The 17,236-nt window shown below is 37.4% G+C and carries 15 protein-coding genes and 4 tRNA genes; 13 read left to right on the top strand and 6 right to left on the bottom strand.

The annotated features are described in order from the left end of the window. Window positions 1-385 precede the first annotated feature (385 nt). The 3 genes from ACG916_RS20110 to rluD all read right to left on the bottom strand — a co-directional run bounded on the left by ACG916_RS20110 (window position 386) and on the right by rluD (window position 3,509). The gene (locus tag ACG916_RS20110) at window positions 386-940 is read right to left on the bottom strand and encodes a flavodoxin family protein (protein ID WP_419327634.1); all 555 of its coding nucleotides are present in this window, start codon (window positions 938-940) and stop codon (window positions 386-388) included. 126 nt (window positions 941-1,066) lie between these two features. Continuing rightward, a complete protein-coding gene (gene pgeF / locus ACG916_RS20115) occupies window positions 1,067-1,810 on the bottom strand; it encodes a peptidoglycan editing factor PgeF (protein WP_419327620.1) in 744 nt (247 codons plus the stop codon). A 646-nt stretch (window positions 1,811-2,456) separates the two neighbouring features. Then, on the bottom strand, window positions 2,457-3,509 hold the full coding sequence (rluD, locus tag ACG916_RS20120; RefSeq protein WP_419327619.1) for a 23S rRNA pseudouridine(1911/1915/1917) synthase RluD: 1,053 nt from the start codon (window positions 3,507-3,509) through the stop codon (window positions 2,457-2,459). A 71-nt stretch (window positions 3,510-3,580) separates the two neighbouring features. On the opposite strand from rluD, the gene ACG916_RS20125 reads away from it, so the two are divergent. Together ACG916_RS20125 and ACG916_RS20130 are read left to right on the top strand one after the other, a co-directional pair. After that, entirely contained in the window at window positions 3,581-4,603 is a 1,023-nt protein-coding gene (locus tag ACG916_RS20125; protein WP_004819623.1) for an outer membrane protein assembly factor BamD, read from the top strand. A 118-nt stretch (window positions 4,604-4,721) separates the two neighbouring features. After that, window positions 4,722-6,629 carry a DNA primase gene (locus tag ACG916_RS20130; protein ID WP_336952751.1) on the top strand — a complete coding sequence of 636 codons (1,908 nt, stop codon included), beginning with the start codon at window positions 4,722-4,724 and terminating at the stop codon, window positions 6,627-6,629. A gap of 532 nt (window positions 6,630-7,161) precedes the next feature. Here the strand turns inward: ACG916_RS20130 and hemA are convergent. Continuing rightward, window positions 7,162-8,448, bottom strand: coding sequence for a glutamyl-tRNA reductase (gene hemA / locus ACG916_RS20135; protein ID WP_336952753.1), 1,287 nt, complete (start codon window positions 8,446-8,448; stop codon window positions 7,162-7,164). Between the two features lie 77 nt (window positions 8,449-8,525). Here hemA and ACG916_RS20140 point away from each other — a divergent pair, with 77 nt between their 5' ends. From ACG916_RS20140 to panD, 11 genes are all read left to right on the top strand, one after another. Next, the gene (locus ACG916_RS20140; protein ID WP_336952756.1) at window positions 8,526-10,238 is read left to right on the top strand and encodes a tetratricopeptide repeat protein; all 1,713 of its coding nucleotides are present in this window, start codon (window positions 8,526-8,528) and stop codon (window positions 10,236-10,238) included. Between the two features lie 8 nt (window positions 10,239-10,246). Beyond that, window positions 10,247-10,855 carry a lipoprotein insertase outer membrane protein LolB gene (gene lolB, locus ACG916_RS20145; protein ID WP_419327618.1) on the top strand — a complete coding sequence of 203 codons (609 nt, stop codon included), beginning with the start codon at window positions 10,247-10,249 and terminating at the stop codon, window positions 10,853-10,855. Between the two features lie 25 nt (window positions 10,856-10,880). After that, complete coding sequence (gene ispE, locus ACG916_RS20150; protein ID WP_419327617.1) at window positions 10,881-11,714, top strand: 4-(cytidine 5'-diphospho)-2-C-methyl-D-erythritol kinase; 834 nt, start codon at window positions 10,881-10,883, stop codon at window positions 11,712-11,714. 4 nt (window positions 11,715-11,718) lie between these two features. After that, window positions 11,719-11,793, top strand: a tRNA-Gln gene (locus ACG916_RS20155). Window positions 11,794-11,823: 30 nt separating this feature from the next. After that, window positions 11,824-11,898: transfer RNA gene (locus ACG916_RS20160), tRNA-Gln, on the top strand. Between the two features lie 19 nt (window positions 11,899-11,917). Beyond that, a tRNA-Gln gene (locus ACG916_RS20165) sits at window positions 11,918-11,992 on the top strand. Window positions 11,993-12,083: 91 nt separating this feature from the next. Beyond that, window positions 12,084-12,158, top strand: a tRNA-Gln gene (locus ACG916_RS20170). 35 nt (window positions 12,159-12,193) lie between these two features. Next, window positions 12,194-13,147 carry a ribose-phosphate pyrophosphokinase gene (locus ACG916_RS20175; RefSeq protein WP_004722497.1) on the top strand — a complete coding sequence of 318 codons (954 nt, stop codon included), beginning with the start codon at window positions 12,194-12,196 and terminating at the stop codon, window positions 13,145-13,147. A 97-nt stretch (window positions 13,148-13,244) separates the two neighbouring features. Next, window positions 13,245-13,541, top strand: a complete 297-nt coding sequence (gene rplY, locus ACG916_RS20180) for a 50S ribosomal protein L25 (protein WP_004722499.1) — start codon at window positions 13,245-13,247, stop codon at window positions 13,539-13,541. Window positions 13,542-13,561: 20 nt separating this feature from the next. Next, window positions 13,562-14,140, top strand: coding sequence for an aminoacyl-tRNA hydrolase (gene pth / locus ACG916_RS20185; RefSeq protein WP_419330605.1), 579 nt, complete (start codon window positions 13,562-13,564; stop codon window positions 14,138-14,140). Between the two features lie 153 nt (window positions 14,141-14,293). Beyond that, entirely contained in the window at window positions 14,294-14,674 is a 381-nt protein-coding gene (panD, locus tag ACG916_RS20190; protein WP_004722504.1) for an aspartate 1-decarboxylase, read from the top strand. Window positions 14,675-14,730: 56 nt separating this feature from the next. On the opposite strand, the gene ACG916_RS20195 is transcribed toward panD, so the two are convergent. Both ACG916_RS20195 and ACG916_RS20200 read right to left on the bottom strand, forming a co-directional pair. Continuing rightward, complete coding sequence (locus ACG916_RS20195) at window positions 14,731-15,363, bottom strand: GDYXXLXY domain-containing protein (RefSeq protein WP_419327616.1); 633 nt, start codon at window positions 15,361-15,363, stop codon at window positions 14,731-14,733. After that, window positions 15,360-17,189, bottom strand: coding sequence for a DUF2157 domain-containing protein (locus ACG916_RS20200; protein WP_419330606.1), 1,830 nt, complete (start codon window positions 17,187-17,189; stop codon window positions 15,360-15,362). The genes ACG916_RS20195 and ACG916_RS20200 overlap by 4 nt, the downstream gene beginning before the upstream one ends. Window positions 17,190-17,236 lie beyond the last annotated feature (47 nt).

A 17,236-nucleotide genomic window follows, 5' to 3' on the forward strand; every position in this document is an offset into this window, starting at 1 on the left:
GTGCCATAAAATACTCCATATATTGATGTTTATAACATCATTTGGGGAGCAAAATATCACTTATAAGTGTTGTTCAAATTTCCTGATCCACCTCTATCCTTCAGACTGCAAAGTGTTTGCAAAACAATAAATCGGAGTAACCAACAGACCATTTATTAAAATCATCTTCATGATTTTAATAATTTTTCTAGCCTTAATATCCATATCATATGCTCAATTTTTTATTATTGGTCAAAACTATATGAAAATGATAGTAAAAAATAGGCTTAACACAGTCAATAACTCAATGAATCCAGTATTTTTCTATATCAGCCAACTTTCACAATGATTCTAAAGGATTTTTATTTATGATTTTTTTGTTTTTTTATGTAATTACAATGCATCATTATACCGCAATTTTATTTATGAGTAATGCTATATATTCTCCAAACCATATTGCAGTTTGCAAGTCACCTGAGGGCGGTGTAATTTCAACAGGTGCATTATCTGATTGTGTCATTAACCCTAAGTAACCCGCCATACGATTTAAATCTGTAGGCTTCACACCTGTAGGCATTAAAGGCAATCCAGACCATAACATGCCATGTTGCATAGCAAAAATATTAATTTGTTGTAAGACGGAAAGCTTATCTCCACTTAAACCACCTGAATTGGTAAATGCGGCAGCAAGCTTGCCCTGCCAATCACGATTTTTCCAACGTTTAGATGTCGAGTCCATAAACATTTTAAATGGACCTGTAACACTTCCCATATATGTAGGTGAACCAAAAATAATAGCATTCGCCTGATCCAAAATATCCCAGTCAATATGCTCAATATCCATGGTATGGACAGTTACACCAATCTTTACTGCGCCTTGTGCAATATAACTCGCAACTTTTGCAGTATGACCAAATGGGCTGTGGTAAACGATCGCGATAGATTTAGCAGATAAAGACATATCAATTGAAAACAAACAAATTTGCTCAAGTTTAACATCTATTCAATTTTAAACAATTCTTGTAATGTTCAGAAAACGCATTAATAGATTTTTTAAACTGCAATAAATCTATTTAAAAATAAAGAATTAATTATGAATAAATACAAAAGTTGCCATACGACCTGTTTTTGCATGACGGCGGTAAGAATAGAAATCTTGATCTTGTCGATAAGAACATTGGTCCCCGCCTGTAATCACATCGACCCCATGCTGTTTGAGAATGTAACGTGCAATCGCATATAAATCAGCGTAATACTTACCTTGTTGCTCACTCTTTATAAATGCTGTTTCTAATTCAGCATATTTAGAGCAAAAAGCAGTTTTTACTTCTATACCAATTTCAAAACAAGCTTGACTAATCGCTGCACCTAACCAAGCCCAGGTAGGTTGAGATTTCATATTGGCAATTGTATTTTCAATAATCCCTCCAGCTAACCCTCTCCAACCTGCATGTAAGTTTGCAACTTCACTACCCATCTTATTGCCTAATACAACAGGCAAACAATCAGCGGTCATCATCATCAAAGCATGCCCTTGATTCTGTGTAACTAATCCGTCACCGACCAATGCTGTAAAGGTCATTTCTTCATTGACAGTATGACAAATTGTACTGTGAGTCTGAGTCATCCACGTGATTTTATTGACACCCCATTCAGCAAATTCATCTAATAAAATCATACGATGCTGTTGTACACGTTTAGGATCATCATTTACATGCAATGCCAAATTAAAACCTTCAAGTTCAGGCTGTACAGATGGCAAAGCCTTTGGGTGCTGTATATGTGTCTGTCCGACATATACACCTTGAGGTAATCCTTGAACAAATTGCATCTGGCACATTTCCTACTTAAATCATTTCACGACTCTATAACTATAACAAATTCAATCAACCCTTGATCAATACTTTAATTAATTTAATTGATTAGTAAAGCTAAAAATTTCAACCAAATTTACTGTTATTTCTTTAATCAAAATTAACAATATCAATTAAAACTTGAATAGCGGGTAATCCCTAAAAAATTAGATCCTAATGTCTTATTCGACTTGAATTAAACATGGATATTAATAAGTTGTAGTATTTATATCCATTACGTCAATCCTTCTGGATACTTTAAAAATAGAAACGCTTGAGTGGTTATGAAATGCCTATTGAGGGATATCACTACAAAATTTTGGTCTTTATTTTAATCAAAATACCACCTCAATCGAACTTATTATAAATAAAATAACTTAGCGTATGTCGCAACATCATTACCTTGCAAAAGATTACTTAAGCAAAAGATTTCATAGTCGAATCACTTCTATTTTCGAAGATTTTCAGGTCAACTCTGCCTATCAAAACAGAATAATGTCATCAGAATGAGTAAGGGATCAATCAAAATATACGCCGATTTTTTCAACAGGACAAAAGATAGTTGTGGTTACCCAATAACTTTATAAAACTGCTCTCATTGAGCAGCTTTATAATACAAATCAATCAATACGCTTGATTTTCAGAACGTAGAACTTCTACCAACTCAACGAAATCATCTGACCATGGTGCTTCAAACATCATTTCTTCTTTTGTACGTGGATGAACTAAGCCCAATTTAGACGCATGTAAAGCTTGGCGTTTAAAATTACGCAATGCACTGCTCAGTTTTTCAGAAGCGCCTGCTGGAACTTTAACACGGCTAACATATACTGGATCACCCACCAATGGATAACCAATATAGGTGAAATGAATACGGATTTGATGAGTACGCCCTGTTTCAAGTTGCGCCTGTACACGGGTAAAATTTTGAAAACGTTCTTTAACATTGTAATGCGTCACTGCATCACGGCCACCTGGTAAAATAGCCATTTTTACACGATCTACAGGATGGCGCTTAATCGGTTCATCAATCGTACCACCTGCAATAATATGACCATAACAAATCAAGTCATATACACGGTAAACTGTTTTTTTAGCCAATTGCTTACTTAAAGAAAATTGAGCTTCCAGATTTTTAGCAACAACCAATAAGCCGCTGGTATCTTTATCTATACGATGCACTAAACCCGCGCGAGTTAATTCGGCAGATTTTGGATAATGATAAAGCAAGGCATTGACTAGAGTACCATTTGGATTACCAGCCCCAGGGTGTACAACCATACCTACTGGTTTATTGATGACCATAATATCGTCATCTTCATAAACAATATTTAAAGGTATATTTTCAGGTTGTGCAGAAGTTTGTGCTTCTAACTCAACATCTAAACATAGAAGTTCATTGCCTTCACATTTATACTTAGGCTTGACAATGTTACCATTTACCAACAAATGACCTTCTTTCATCCACTGCTTGAGTTTTTCACGAGAAAACTCGTTCCAAACCAGTGCTGCGACTTGGTCAATACGTTGCCCTAAATAGCTTTCATCCAGTTGAAATTGCAACGATAAACGTGTTGCAGTTGGTGCAGAATTATGATTATCTGCATCCTCAGAATCTTCAAGTAAATTGAAATCGTTTTCTGGGAAATTAGAATTAGAAGAGTGTGCTGAAGTCATTTGCTCATTCGGACAAAAGTGGTTTAATAGCGCAATTGTAGCCTATTGCCCGTATAAACAGAGGAATTTTTATGTCGCTACCACGTTATAAAGTCACAATGCTTGCTTTAACTGTAGGCTTAGCAACTGCATTTGTCGGCTGTAGCAGCAATCCGAAGAAGGATGTTGTTGATACAGGCCCGAAATCAAATGAGCAGACTTATTACAATAATGCGATAAAATCATTAGACCGTGGGCAATATGGCGATGCTGCAAAAGCGTTAGAAGCAATGGATACTTATTTTCCGACTGGGCAATATGCACAACAAGCTCAGCTTGAATTGCTTTACACAAAATTTAAGCAAAAAGATTATGAAGGTACAATTGCACTGGCAGATCGTTTTATCCGTTTAAATCCTCAACATCCGAATTTAGACTATGCCTACTATGTCCGTGGTGTAGCCAATATGGAGCAAAACTATGACAGTTTGCTTCGCTATACCTCATTAAAACAAGCGCATCGTGATGTAGGTTATTTAAAAATTGCCTATCAAAATTTTGTCGACTTAATTCGTCGCTACCCTTCAAGCCAGTATTCAGTTGATGCCGCACAGCGAATGAAATACATCGGTCAAGAATTGGCTGAAAGTGAAATGAATACTGCACGTTTCAATATTAAACGTAAAGCATATTTGGCTGCGATTGAACGTTCACAATGGGTGATTGAACACTATCCTCAAACCCCTCAAGTTCCTGAAGCCTTAGCAACTATGGCATATGGTTATGATAAGTTGGGCGATAAAGAAACATCACAACAGTACATTGGCGTGCTTAAGCAAAACTACCCGAACCTTGTTAAATCAAATGGTGAAGTGAATATACGCGCAGCACGTAAAGAAGCCAGCTGGTGGAACCGTGCAACATTAGGTATTTTAGGTCGTGGTGATAAAGCAGAAGTATCACAAGAAGCGAGTTCTGAAACGTCTGATCAAGCAGAACAAAAATCAAGCTTGTTGAATAAAGTGAGTTTTGGCTTACTTGATCGTCCAAATCGTGAAGTATCTAAAGAACCCGCACGCGCAGATGAAAGTTTGTATGATGGACAACGTAAATAAATATTGATTGCGACAAATCAAGACGGGTTTTTACCCGTCTTTTTTATTCATCGATATTTTTAGAAGCAAAACTACGTTAAACTTTAAATTAGTTTAAACGATACATGACATTAAATTTATGGCTATTCCTCAGCACACGATAGATCAAGTTTTGGATCGCACAGATATTGTCGATCTGATTGGTCAACGTGTGAAATTGAAAAAAACTGGTCGCACCTATTCAGGCTGTTGCCCTTTTCATCAGGAAAAGTCCCCCTCTTTTCATGTTTACCGTGATAAACAGTATTATCACTGCTTTGGTTGTCAGGCAAATGGCAATGCCATTCGCTTCTTAATGGATATTGATAATCGAAACTTTGTCGATGTCATGAAAGAACTCTCCAGCCATGCAGGTGTCGAACTTCCCAAAGACAATCATGACAATAAAAAATTGTCATATAAGCGTGAAGTATCCAAACCTAAACCAGCAGTGAAGGCTGTAGAAGATAAATTAGTAGATTCTAAACCCGCTGAGCAAAAAACAGATTATGTTCAGCCACGTGAAGTTGATCCTTTCGAAGCTTTTAGCCAATATCCAGATCCAGAGCATTTCGATCCAACCCAATTTGATCCAACTGGTTTTAACCAAATCCCTCAAGATGGTAACCTTTATGATCTTCTAGAAAATATTGCACAATTTTATGAACGGCAATTGCCAAACAGTAAAGTCGCGCAGAATTATTTTAAACATCGTGGCTTAAGTAGCGAAACCATCCAATATTGGCGTTTAGGCTATGCACCAGAAGATTGGCAACATTTGGAAAAAGCCTTTCCACAAGATATTGAAGGTTTAAAACTGCTGGGGTTAATTCGTACCAGTGATAGTGGTCGTGACTTCGATTTGTTGCGTGATCGGGTGATTTTCCCAATTCGAGACAACAAAGGTCGTGTTGTCGGTTTCGGTGGTCGCGCATTGAATGATGAAATCAAACCGAAATATATTAACTCACCTGATTCTGAAGTTTTCCACAAAAATCAACTCCTTTACGGCTTGTATGAAGGGCGTAAAGACCGTGCGCAAAATTGGCTCATGGTAGAAGGCTATATGGATGTGATCGCCTTACAACAGAATGGGATTTCTGGGGCAACAGCAACATTAGGTACAGCCAGCAATGCTGATCACTTAAATATTTTATTTAAGCAGAACAATCAGATCACAATTGCATTTGATGGTGATGCCGCGGGACAAAAAGCAGCACGTCGAACCTTAGAAATTGCCCTGCCATTATTAAATGATGGTCGTGAACTTAAATTCTTTGTTCTACCCAAAGAGCATGATCCAGATTCGTTGATTCGTAAAGAGGGTTTTGAAACTTTTCAACGTATATGGCAACAATCCCCATTATTATCAGATTTTGTCTTTGCATTATTAAGTCAAAATTATGATGTTGCTACACCTGAGGGCAAAAGTCAGGTGATGGCTGAACTCAATCAACTAACGGAATTACTGCCTAAGCAAGGTTCTTATCGCTATTTATTAAGACAATTCTTTAAAGAAAAATTAGGTTTTAATCGAAAATGGCAACCTCAAGTCAGCTTAGATGCCTCATTGTCATTTAATATTCGTACTAAAGATGAAGACTTTGCTGTTGCGATTTTGATGCAACACCCATTTTTGTATATTCATTTTGAAGTATTACGCGCATTGATTCATCCAGATGAACTATTGGCGCAGATCTTAGCCGTATTTGACCGTGTCTTTGACGAGCTACCAGACGATCAAGAACTTGCAACCTATTATATTTTAGGTGCATGTGGCGCTTATCATTTGGAATTATCTGAAATCATCCAACGCACTAATATTCAGGCTTTGGCTGAAGCGCCTGAAATGGCAGATAAATTGGCTTCAGATTACTCTTTAGCCTTGCAAGAGAAATATTTAAAATTAAAGCTTAAAGCCCCAACTTCGTTAAGTGAATCACGTAATTTACGTAAACAACTCAATGAACTGACTAAACAAATTAGTTTAAAGCTGGTACATCATTAATTTTTAATAAACGCTTCATTGAGCTTATCGAGTATTTTGTAATACAAAAAATTCATATGGCTATTGGCCTCTTCCATTGAGGAGTCATGAGGCTTATATAGGTTTATAAATATACGTTTTTGAAAGTTTTCATCACTAAACAACACGGTAGTAGGGAAATTAGAGTCTGAGTGTGCATTTATACTTTCGACCATAAGTGCATCCAATAACCGCCCTGAATAATCTAGATAAAAGCTATATAGTTTAGTTTTTTGAGATTTTTATAGCATCGATCAACTGAATCAATTACCCCCATAACTCCACCCGAAATAGAGAGGCGATGTAGATCCTTAATTGCTTGGTTCAATAATACATCACTGTCTTTTACAGGCTTTGAAAAGTATTCTACTGACAAACACAATAATATGAATATATAAAGTTTTAAGCATTTTAATTACCTTAATTTCATTATTCTAATTTGATCGCACGAATAGATACACCAATAATAGCTGGCGAAGCAAAAACATTAAATCACATTATTTTAAAAAAATAATCACTTCGCTTTTGGTTTTCTTTCTTGTTCAAAAATATCCTGAATATTTTCTTTCATCCACTCAAAATGTGATGGATCTTCATCTTGCGCCGCATTGCGTAATAAAATTGAAGAAGGATGCAATAACTTTTGGGTCAAACGATGCGCAAAATCCTCAAGTACATGTTGAGTATCCTCACCTGCCTGAATACGTTCTAAAGCATGCGACAATTCCATCTGACGTTGTTCTTCACCGTGTTCACGAAATTGTTGAATTGTACTCCCCGCTTCTTTTACTTTTTGCTGAGTCACCAACTGGGTCACCAGTTGATTAACCATGACTTCAGCTTCAACCGCAGCTTGACGTCGTTGTGCTAAATTTTCATCAATTACGCTTTGTAGATCATCCACACCGTATAAATACACACCATCCAAACTTTCAACTTTTGGATCTATATCACGAGGTACAGCTAAATCGACCATAAGCATTTGTTGATAACGACGTTTTTTTAAAGCAAACTTCACATCTGCATAAGCAATGACTTGATGCAAACTGCCTGTACAACTCGAAATTACATCCGCACGATAGAGATTCGAAGTTAATTCATCAAATGGAATAATTTCTACTTCAACACGATGTGCTATTTCTTGTGCTAATTTTTCTGCCCGTTCACGGCTTCGATTACAAATCAGGATTTTTGCAACACCCATTTCAGCCAAATGTTTCGCCACCAAGCTGTTCATTTCACCTGCGGCAACCACCATAACTGTAAGCTGTTCAGGCTTACTAAAAACTTGCAATGCAAGTTGAGCAACTGCATATCCCATCGAAACAGCATGGCTACCCACTGCAGTTTCAGAACGTACCCGTTTGGCTGCATAAAATGCATATTCAAATATTTGATTTAGGTTTTGCGAGACAATTTCAGCATCTTTTGAGATTGATAGTGCTGTTTTAACCTGCCCAAGAATTTGTGGCTCACCTAGCATCAACGAATCTAAACCACTTGCGACTCGCATCAAGTGCGAAACAGCATCGGTATTTTCATAACGATATACATGATTTGACAATTGCTTTACATCAATACCATTGGTTTGGGCGAGCCAATTTAATACCATATCGGCATTTTCAGCCATGGCATAGACTTCAGTACGATTACATGTTGAGACCACCACCATATCATTCAAATTTTGGCGAAGGCTTTCTACAGCAAATAAATCTTTTAATCGTTCTGGATTAAAAGCAATTTGCTCACGTAGCTCAACAGAGGCAGTTTGATGGTTGACACCCAATGCAAAGAAAGACATATCAGATCATCATTTCGTTAAATTTGTGCTATTGTGCAATAACGGTGTCATAAAAAGCATACTTGGATTCGGAAAAATTGCGTCAAATAAACAACCGCTTAAGCGGCATGACAATTAAGCAATATTCTACCACATTCTTACTGGTTGGTAGCATGGCTTCTAGTGCTCATATTAGAGCATCTGGAGAATTTTATCATGCGAAATATAATACTAATGCATTAAAACAAAGTATTATTGCTGAATTTTCATTGGCTTATAATGATACAGCAACTGCTTTACACAATTATACTGTGCTCGCAATTCGTAGTAATTCAACCACCATTAAGCAACGTGCCTTGAATGTTGCAATTGAACAAAATGATTTAAAAGCCGCTTTAGACATTGCCACCCATTGGGTTGTACAAGAACCTGAAGATGTTCCTGCAAAATTTTACTTGGCACATATTGCGCTCAAATCACATGAATACGAACTTGCTGCAGAAACCCTAGACAGTATTCTCAACATTGACCCTAACGCTGATTTAGAAAAGATTTTAGAAGGAATTGCACCAGAATCAGAAGTAGATCGTCAAAATCTGCTCAGTACACTGAGAGCGAGTAAAGAAAAAAATAACCCTTCTGTGCTTATTCTAATTGCAGGTTTGGAAGCGCAAAACGATGAAATCGAGCAAGCGCTAAAAACTGTCAATAAAGCACTAAGAAAACGTTCAAAAGTGACTGGCTTTATTTTGATGAAAGCCAATTTATTAGAGGCTTTGGGTGACCAGGAAGCGACTTTAAAATGGTATGATCGAAGTAGTCGTAAAAACAAATATAACTATGATATCCGTCTAGCTGAAGTTAAATATTTGATCAAGATTCATCAATCTGAATTGGCTTTAACTAAATTAGAATCTATTATCCAAACTTGGCCGGATGCTGAAGAAGCCCTATTTATCGCAGGTTTAACTGCGATTGATTTAAAAAAGCTAGATCAAGCTGAACAATATTTGGTGGAATTACGTTATTCGTCACGTTATCAAAATGAAGCTTATTTTTATTTGGCAGTAAATGCTGAACGAAAGCAAAATGATGAAACGGCAAAAGCCTATTATCGTCTGGTTGATGGGAACTTATATACGGTTTCACGCCGTAATCTGGTCTCGATTTTTGAAAGACAAGACAAGATGAATGATGCTTTGCGGTTTTTAACCCAAGAACGTGTCAATTATCCACAACATGCAAGTTTCTTATATCAGGCTCAAGCTGAGATTTTAAAACGCATGGGCAATAAAAAAGCAGCATTGAGATTACTCACTGAAGCAGTGAAGAACTTGCCTGATGATCCTGAAATTCTCTATTCAGAAATACTGCTTCTTGATCCATTTGAGGATCGTGATTTACTTGATAAAGCACTGAAACAACTTTTAACTTTAGAGCCCAATAATCCTGCTTATTTAAATGCTTATGCCTATACGCTTGCACTACAAAATAGACGTTTAGATGAAGCGCGAAAGTATGCTGAACATGCCTTAGACTCTGCACCAGATCAAGCCTCGATTTTAGATACGCTGGGATATATCACATTCTTGCAAAATGATTTTGATGCTGCCTCAAACATTTTATCGAAAGCTTATAATTTGAGTCATAGTGTAAACATCGGTATTCGATATGCAAAATCCTTGTATATGCAAGGTGCGTTAGCTCAATTTAATGAAGTGTTACAACAACTCAAACAAAATCACCCAAATGATCCTCAATTAAATCAATTAGATTCATTAATATTACCGCAACATATTAAAAAGAGTTAATGACTTGTATGCGTCACATTCCACAGATCTTTTGTAGCCTAACTGCAGCAACCGTTTTTACAATCACGGGTTGTCAGCAAATCGTAAAGCCTGCACCAACCACACCAACGCTTACGGCACCCACTGATGCCACAGCGCCTCAGCAAAAACCGTCAAATCAATTTAATCTTGAAGGGAAAATTGGGGTAAAAACACCTAAACAGTCTGGCAGTGCGTTCTATACATGGACGCAAGACCAACAAGATTTTAACATCCAATTGAATGGGATCTTAGGCATTGGCAAAACCATTATTGAAGGAAAATCTGGGGAAGTTACTCTAAACAGCGCTAAAACAGGGTCAATTTCGGCTGAAACACCAGAAGAACTGCTTGAAAAAGCCACAGGCTGGAATGCACCTATTACGCATATTGTCGATTGGGTTCAAGCCTACCCTGCCACTGAAAATGCACAAATCACAAGAGACAATACTCAACGTATTGCTCAAATCATTGAAGATGGCTGGACTGTAGATTTTAGTTATAATAATCAAGCAAGCTTGCCCAACAAGCTGATTTTAAAACAACAACTTGAATCTGGTCAGGAAAATCGTATTACAATGGTGATTCAAAACCGCTAAATCTTTACCTTAGACAATGAAATCTATGATTCGTGTTCCCTCTCCAGCAAAATTGAATTTGTTTTTGCATATCACAGGTCGCCGTGAAAATGGCTATCACGAGTTGCAAAGTATTTTTCAGCTGATTGATTTGTATGACTGGTTAGAATTCACCCAAACAGAACATTCTCAACCAGAAATCAGTCTTGAAGGTTTTAGTAACGTCGATTTGGAACATAATCTGATTTATAAAGCGGTTCAAATTTTAAAACCTTATGCCACACAGCCATCTGGTTTAAAAATTCGTATCGAAAAGAATATTCCAATGGGTGCAGGTCTAGGTGGTGGTTCTTCCAATGCTGCCACTACATTGATCGTGGTCAATCAACTTTGGCAGTGCGGTTTAAATACTGAGCAACTGGCTGAGCTTGGGGTGAAATTGGGGGCAGATGTTCCAATCTTTGTTCATGGTCGTAATGCTTGGGCTGAAGGTATAGGTGAACACTTAACATTCATAGACTTAGATCAAAAACAATACATTGTGTTAAAACCTGATTGTTTTATCAGCACTCAACGACTTTTTTCGCAAAAAACATTGACAAGAGATACGAAGCCTACTAAATTTTGCGCCTATCAGCTAAAGCCATCCAATTTTAGAAATGATTTTGAGCCACTGGCAAGAAATTTATATCCTGAAGTTGATGAAGCAATGCAGTATTTAGATCAGTTCGGTACAGCAAAGCTTACAGGTACAGGTGCTTGTGTTTTTGTTGAAGTCACTGAACAAATGAAGATTGATGATGTTTTAAAGTATTCACCCTGTAAAGCCTATTTGGTCAACAGTTTGAATGAATCACCACTCACTCATTTTACAGTGTAATGATAGGGGCGTCGCCAAGTGGTAAGGCACCGGGTTTTGATCTCGGCATCCGTTGGTTCGAATCCAGCCGCCCCTGCCATCATTTTTCATCTGTAGATCGTTGTATTTTAGGGGCGTCGCCAAGTGGTAAGGCACCGGGTTTTGATCTCGGCATCCGTTGGTTCGAATCCAGCCGCCCCTGCCATTAAATACAACATCAAATTAGGGGCGTCGCCAAGTGGTAAGGCACCGGGTTTTGATCTCGGCATCCGTTGGTTCGAATCCAGCCGCCCCTGCCATTTTCTCAAAAAAGACAGAACATAGTAATTTGTATTTAATGTTGATTTACCTTGACAGAGACATGCAAAAACACTAAAATTCTGCCGCATTAGGGGCGTCGCCAAGTGGTAAGGCACCGGGTTTTGATCTCGGCATCCGTTGGTTCGAATCCAGCCGCCCCTGCCATCTAATTCAAATCTGCCAACCGCCAAGGGTGCTTCATGCCCAATCTTGTCGTTTTTAGTGGAACTGCGCATCCACAATTCGCCCAAAAAGTCGTTAGCCATTTGCACATCCCTTTGGGAGCTGCTGCTGTAGGTAAATTTTCTGATGGTGAAATCACTGTCGAAATTACTGAAAATGTGCGTGGTAAAGACGTGTTTATCGTACAGCCCACTTGTGCCCCTACGAATGATAACCTTATGGAAATCTTAGTAATGGCAGATGCTTTGCGTCGTGCAAGTGCTGGTCGTATTACTGCTGTAATTCCATACTTCGGTTATGCACGCCAAGACCGTCGTCCTCGTTCAACTCGTGTTCCAATTACTGCAAAAGTTGTAGCAGACATGCTCACCACTGTTGGTATTGACCGTGTTGTAATGATCGATTTGCATGCTGACCAAATCCAAGGTTTCTTTGATATTCCTGTAGATAACATCTATGGTACGCCTGCTTTGCTTGCTGACCTACGTCAACAACAACATCACAACCTAATGGTGGTTTCACCTGACGTTGGTGGTGTAGTTCGTGCACGTGCTGTTGCAAAACAAATGGGTGATATCGACCTTGCAATTATTGATAAACGTCGTCAAAAAGCGAATGAATCACAAGTGATGCATTTGATTGGTGATGTACGTGATCGTGACTGTGTGATTGTCGATGACATGGTTGATACAGCTGGTACTTTGTGTAAAGCTGCCGATGCACTAAAAACTTTTGGTGCTCGTAAAGTGGTTGCTTATGCAACGCACCCTGTACTATCAGGTAAAGCACTCGAAAATTTAAGCAAATCTGTAATTGATGAATTGGTTGTTACTGACACAATTCCACTTTCAGATGAAGCATTAAAACTTGGTAAGATTCGCCAAGTTTCAGTAGCAAGTATGGTTGCTGAAACAATTCGTCGTATTAACAACGAAGAATCTATTAGCGCAATGTTCGATTCTTATCTATAATAGCGCCAAATTTTCAAAGCCCTACTCTTTGGTAGGGCTTTATATCACTGGGCTGGTCGAAAGTTCAGTCAATTACACTCAATGAGGAAATGTCATCATGGCAAACTTCGTATTAAATGCAGTAGCACGTGAAGAAGCAGTTCAAGGGAAAGGTTCGAGCCGCCGCCTTCGTCTTCAAAACAAAGTTCCAGCGATCATCTATGGTGGTTCTGCTGAACCTGTAGCGGTTACTTTAGAACTTCGCGAGCTTGTTAAAGCTTTAGAAAATAACTCTTTCTTTGAAGAAGTTATTGATCTTAACATCGAAGGTAAAGTTGAAAGCGTTAAAATCCAAGCTTTACAACGTCACCCAGCTAAAAACACACCAATGCACGCTGACTTTAAACGCGCATAAATGTTAAATGGTGTAAATGAGTGAGTAAACTTTCACTGATTATTGGTTTGGGTAATCCAGGTTCTGAATATGCCCAAACCCGCCATAATGCAGGCTTTTGGTTCGTCGAACGCCTTGCAGAACAATATGGTATTACATTAAAAACTGATTCAAAGTACAAAGGAATCAGTGGTCGCGGTAATATTGAAGGACAAGATGTTCGTCTACTTTTGCCCACAACATTTATGAACCTTTCTGGTCAAAGTGTTGTTCCCTTTGCAAAATTCTACCAAATTAAACCAGAAGAAATTCTCATCGCTCATGATGAACTGGATATGAATCCGGGCGTCATTCGTTTAAAAACTGGCGGTGGACATGGTGGTCACAATGGTCTACGTGACATTGTTCCTCATATTGGTTCTAATTTTCATCGCTTACGTATTGGCATTGGTCATCCCGGCGCTAAAGAAAAAGTTTCAGGACATGTACTGGGTAAAGCACCAAGCAGTGAACAGACTTTAATGGATGATGCAATACACCATGCTTTAGGCAAAACAAAATTATTGGTTAATGGTGAGATTCACCAAGCAATGAATCAAATCAATGCTTATAAAGCATAATTTAAACCTAAATTTTATGTTCTTTGTTCAACAATTTTTCTTGCCATGATTCATTTTTAAGAGCAAAATGCGCTTTCAAATGCATCCCCCCATTGAAAATTGTTGCTTCAACACAAGATAACAATTGTAAGGGCTACTCTGGAGACGCAAATCATGCTATCTCGTTTATTAAAAGCAAAAATCCATCGTTGTGTTGTTACACAAGCAGAATTACATTATGAAGGTTCTTGTGCAATCGACGGTATTCTTTTGGATTTAGCTGGTATCCGTGAATATGAAGAAATTCATATGTGGAACGTGACTAATGGTAAGCGCTTTACAACCTATGCGATTCGTGGCGAAGAAGGTTCAGGCATCATTTCAGTCAATGGTGGTGCTGCACTTCAAGCTGATGTTGGTGATTTAATGATTATTGCCACATTTGGTGATTTTACTAATGCTGAAGCTGATGCGCATAAACCACGTCTTGTATATGCAAATCCAGACAATACAGTAAATCACACAGCAAACTGTATCCCTGTTCAAGTTGCATAATTGCACACAAATGATTCAAGACCCGCAATGATGCGGGTTTTTTATGCCTACTCAGCTTATGATGATTTATTTACAGAACGAAAACCATCACGCCAACGTTGTTTATTCTCACAGTCTAAATCTTGTAGTTGCTTTCCTCTCAGAGATGCAAGAATCGCATTCCCCTGTCGATCTACTTTAAATTCTGCATAATGTGCAGCTTGATAGCATTGCCCCAAACCTTCAGCGAATAAAAAACTTTTTGCAGCTGGATATAATGATGTATATCGATTATCAGGGTTTTTCAAAATCAATTTTACAGTTTGCGCATCTTTAGGCTTTTCAAAATAAGTATGTGCTACCTTTTTCTGTTGATCTAATGCTACATAATTCAAAACAGAGGACTTATTTTTTATACGATCATCATAATAATGACCTGAGAATACCTGACTGATTGTCTCATTAGACTCTATAGCGGGTTTGGTTGAATCTAGGTGATTTTCAATTGAAAATCTAGTCTCCTGAGGAGCTAAGTAAAGCTGATAATTCAGTGCCATGTAATCCCCTTGAATAAATGAACGAGGATCTGCAGGTTGTAAGCGGACATATATACTCTGACTATTTTTCAGATGCTGTTCATTCTTAAAAATGATGCCTAGAAAAAGAATAATACAGATTAAAGCAAGACAAAGAGGAATGAATTTTTTCATGTATTTACCCCCTCTTTTGATTGGAATTTATGCAGTACCCAAGTCAGTATCAACAAAATTAATCCTGAGCTAAAAATACTCAGACTTTTAACAAGGAAACTAACATTCAAGGCATAGTAAATAAACCATAAGGTTAACGCCAAAGTCACTAAAGCAAAACCATAGACAATTTTATCGTGCTGTGACAATGCCCATGAAAGTATGGTGATACAAATAAAAATTTCAAAATAGCCATAAAATATCAGTACTGCAGCAAAAGCCAATAAAATCAATTGGGCAATCAAGCTAAATTGATTACGAATCCTCAACGCCATAAACAAAGCCAACCACAAAATAGGCAGCCCCAAGCTAAGAATAGGAAGGTATCTAATTTTATCTAATTCATATTGTCCAAATAGTGTATAGAACCCCATGGATGAAAGAATAATTAATAAATTAGCCAATGCTAAACTTCGTTGGTATTGACTGGGTTGAATACGATGCATCCAAATCATTACGAGATAAAACCCATAACTCAATAAGACCAGAAATGAAAAATTTTCAACAAAACGATGTAATCCAAGCAGAACGTTTAAATCCCAAATCAACGCAATACCTGATAAATACAAAGCAAATAGTTGGATAAAAATAAAGAACCAATGGCTGCGAATAAAATAACTAAGATACAGCATGGCAAATTGAATAAAGAAAAGTGGAAAGAATTGATCAGTCCATTCAAAGGTATGGAAAATTACAGCATTTTGCCCTGCGACCCATATACAATAAGCGAACTGTCTTAAAAATAAAGCTTGTTTCTTTGTTAAAATAAAGGCGGCCAATACTACAAAAACTGCCCCCATAATCAAGGAAAAATTACCCCAAAATGTCAGCATCAATGATGCCAATAAAACACCTGCAATCCACGCACCTACTGCGATAGGAATATTATTAAATTTGTTTTGCGGAATAAACTTAATCAATAGGAAAGTAATCATTGCAAACCAAGCGAAAACAACCAAAGCAATTGAAAATAATCCTAGCACTTCAGATTCATGAAATAGACTATTCATCCATTTGAAAATCACCAGCGTAAACGTAATCCCTAAACCTACTGCTGAAAGTACACTACATAACTGATCTCTTTTTCGATAAAAATAAGTTAATGCGACAGAAAGAAGAAAAAATGATGAGATTAAATAAGCGATCTTAACGTCTATCAATCTAAAAATCATGGTTGTGGCGAATGCCAAATCACCATCACCATATAAAAATAACCCCATATGCCAAATTGAAAGAATTCCAAACCATAGGATAAAGAGATAACGCAACTTTTGATAATAACGAAGACAAAAATAAAACTGAAATAATGACAGAAGATTTAAGCTAAATAAGAATGTAACTGGATATTCATCAGCCCAAAATGTTTGTTTAAAAAACAAAAATAAGGTGAGTTGACTGACAATACAGAGCAATGTAAAAACACCAATATTCGGACGATACAACCACGGCAATAATAAAATAGACCAGATTAAAAATAGTAAATAACTATCTGCCCCTGTTTGATAAATTTGACCTATGACCGCCAAACTTAAACCAATCATCAAGCCACTTACTGTATGTAAACACTGTACTAAATAATCATGCTTAGCAAAAAAAATACTTGCTAGAGCACTGAGTAATAAAAATATTTGTGGAATAGCTAATTGAAAAAACTGAGGCAACATTAACCAATTTGCAGCAGTCAAATATAAAATACTGACTGCAATTAGAGAAAATCCTAAAACCTGTAAGTGTTTAACAAAGTCATCGTTACGCCATGAATAGACATCTTGCTGAATCGTGATCAAGCTTAGTCTCCTTATTGTATTGCTATTCGTTGATCACTATGACCACA

Source organism: Acinetobacter legionensis (genome assembly GCF_048552295.1).
Lineage (GTDB): Bacteria > Pseudomonadota > Gammaproteobacteria > Pseudomonadales > Moraxellaceae > Acinetobacter.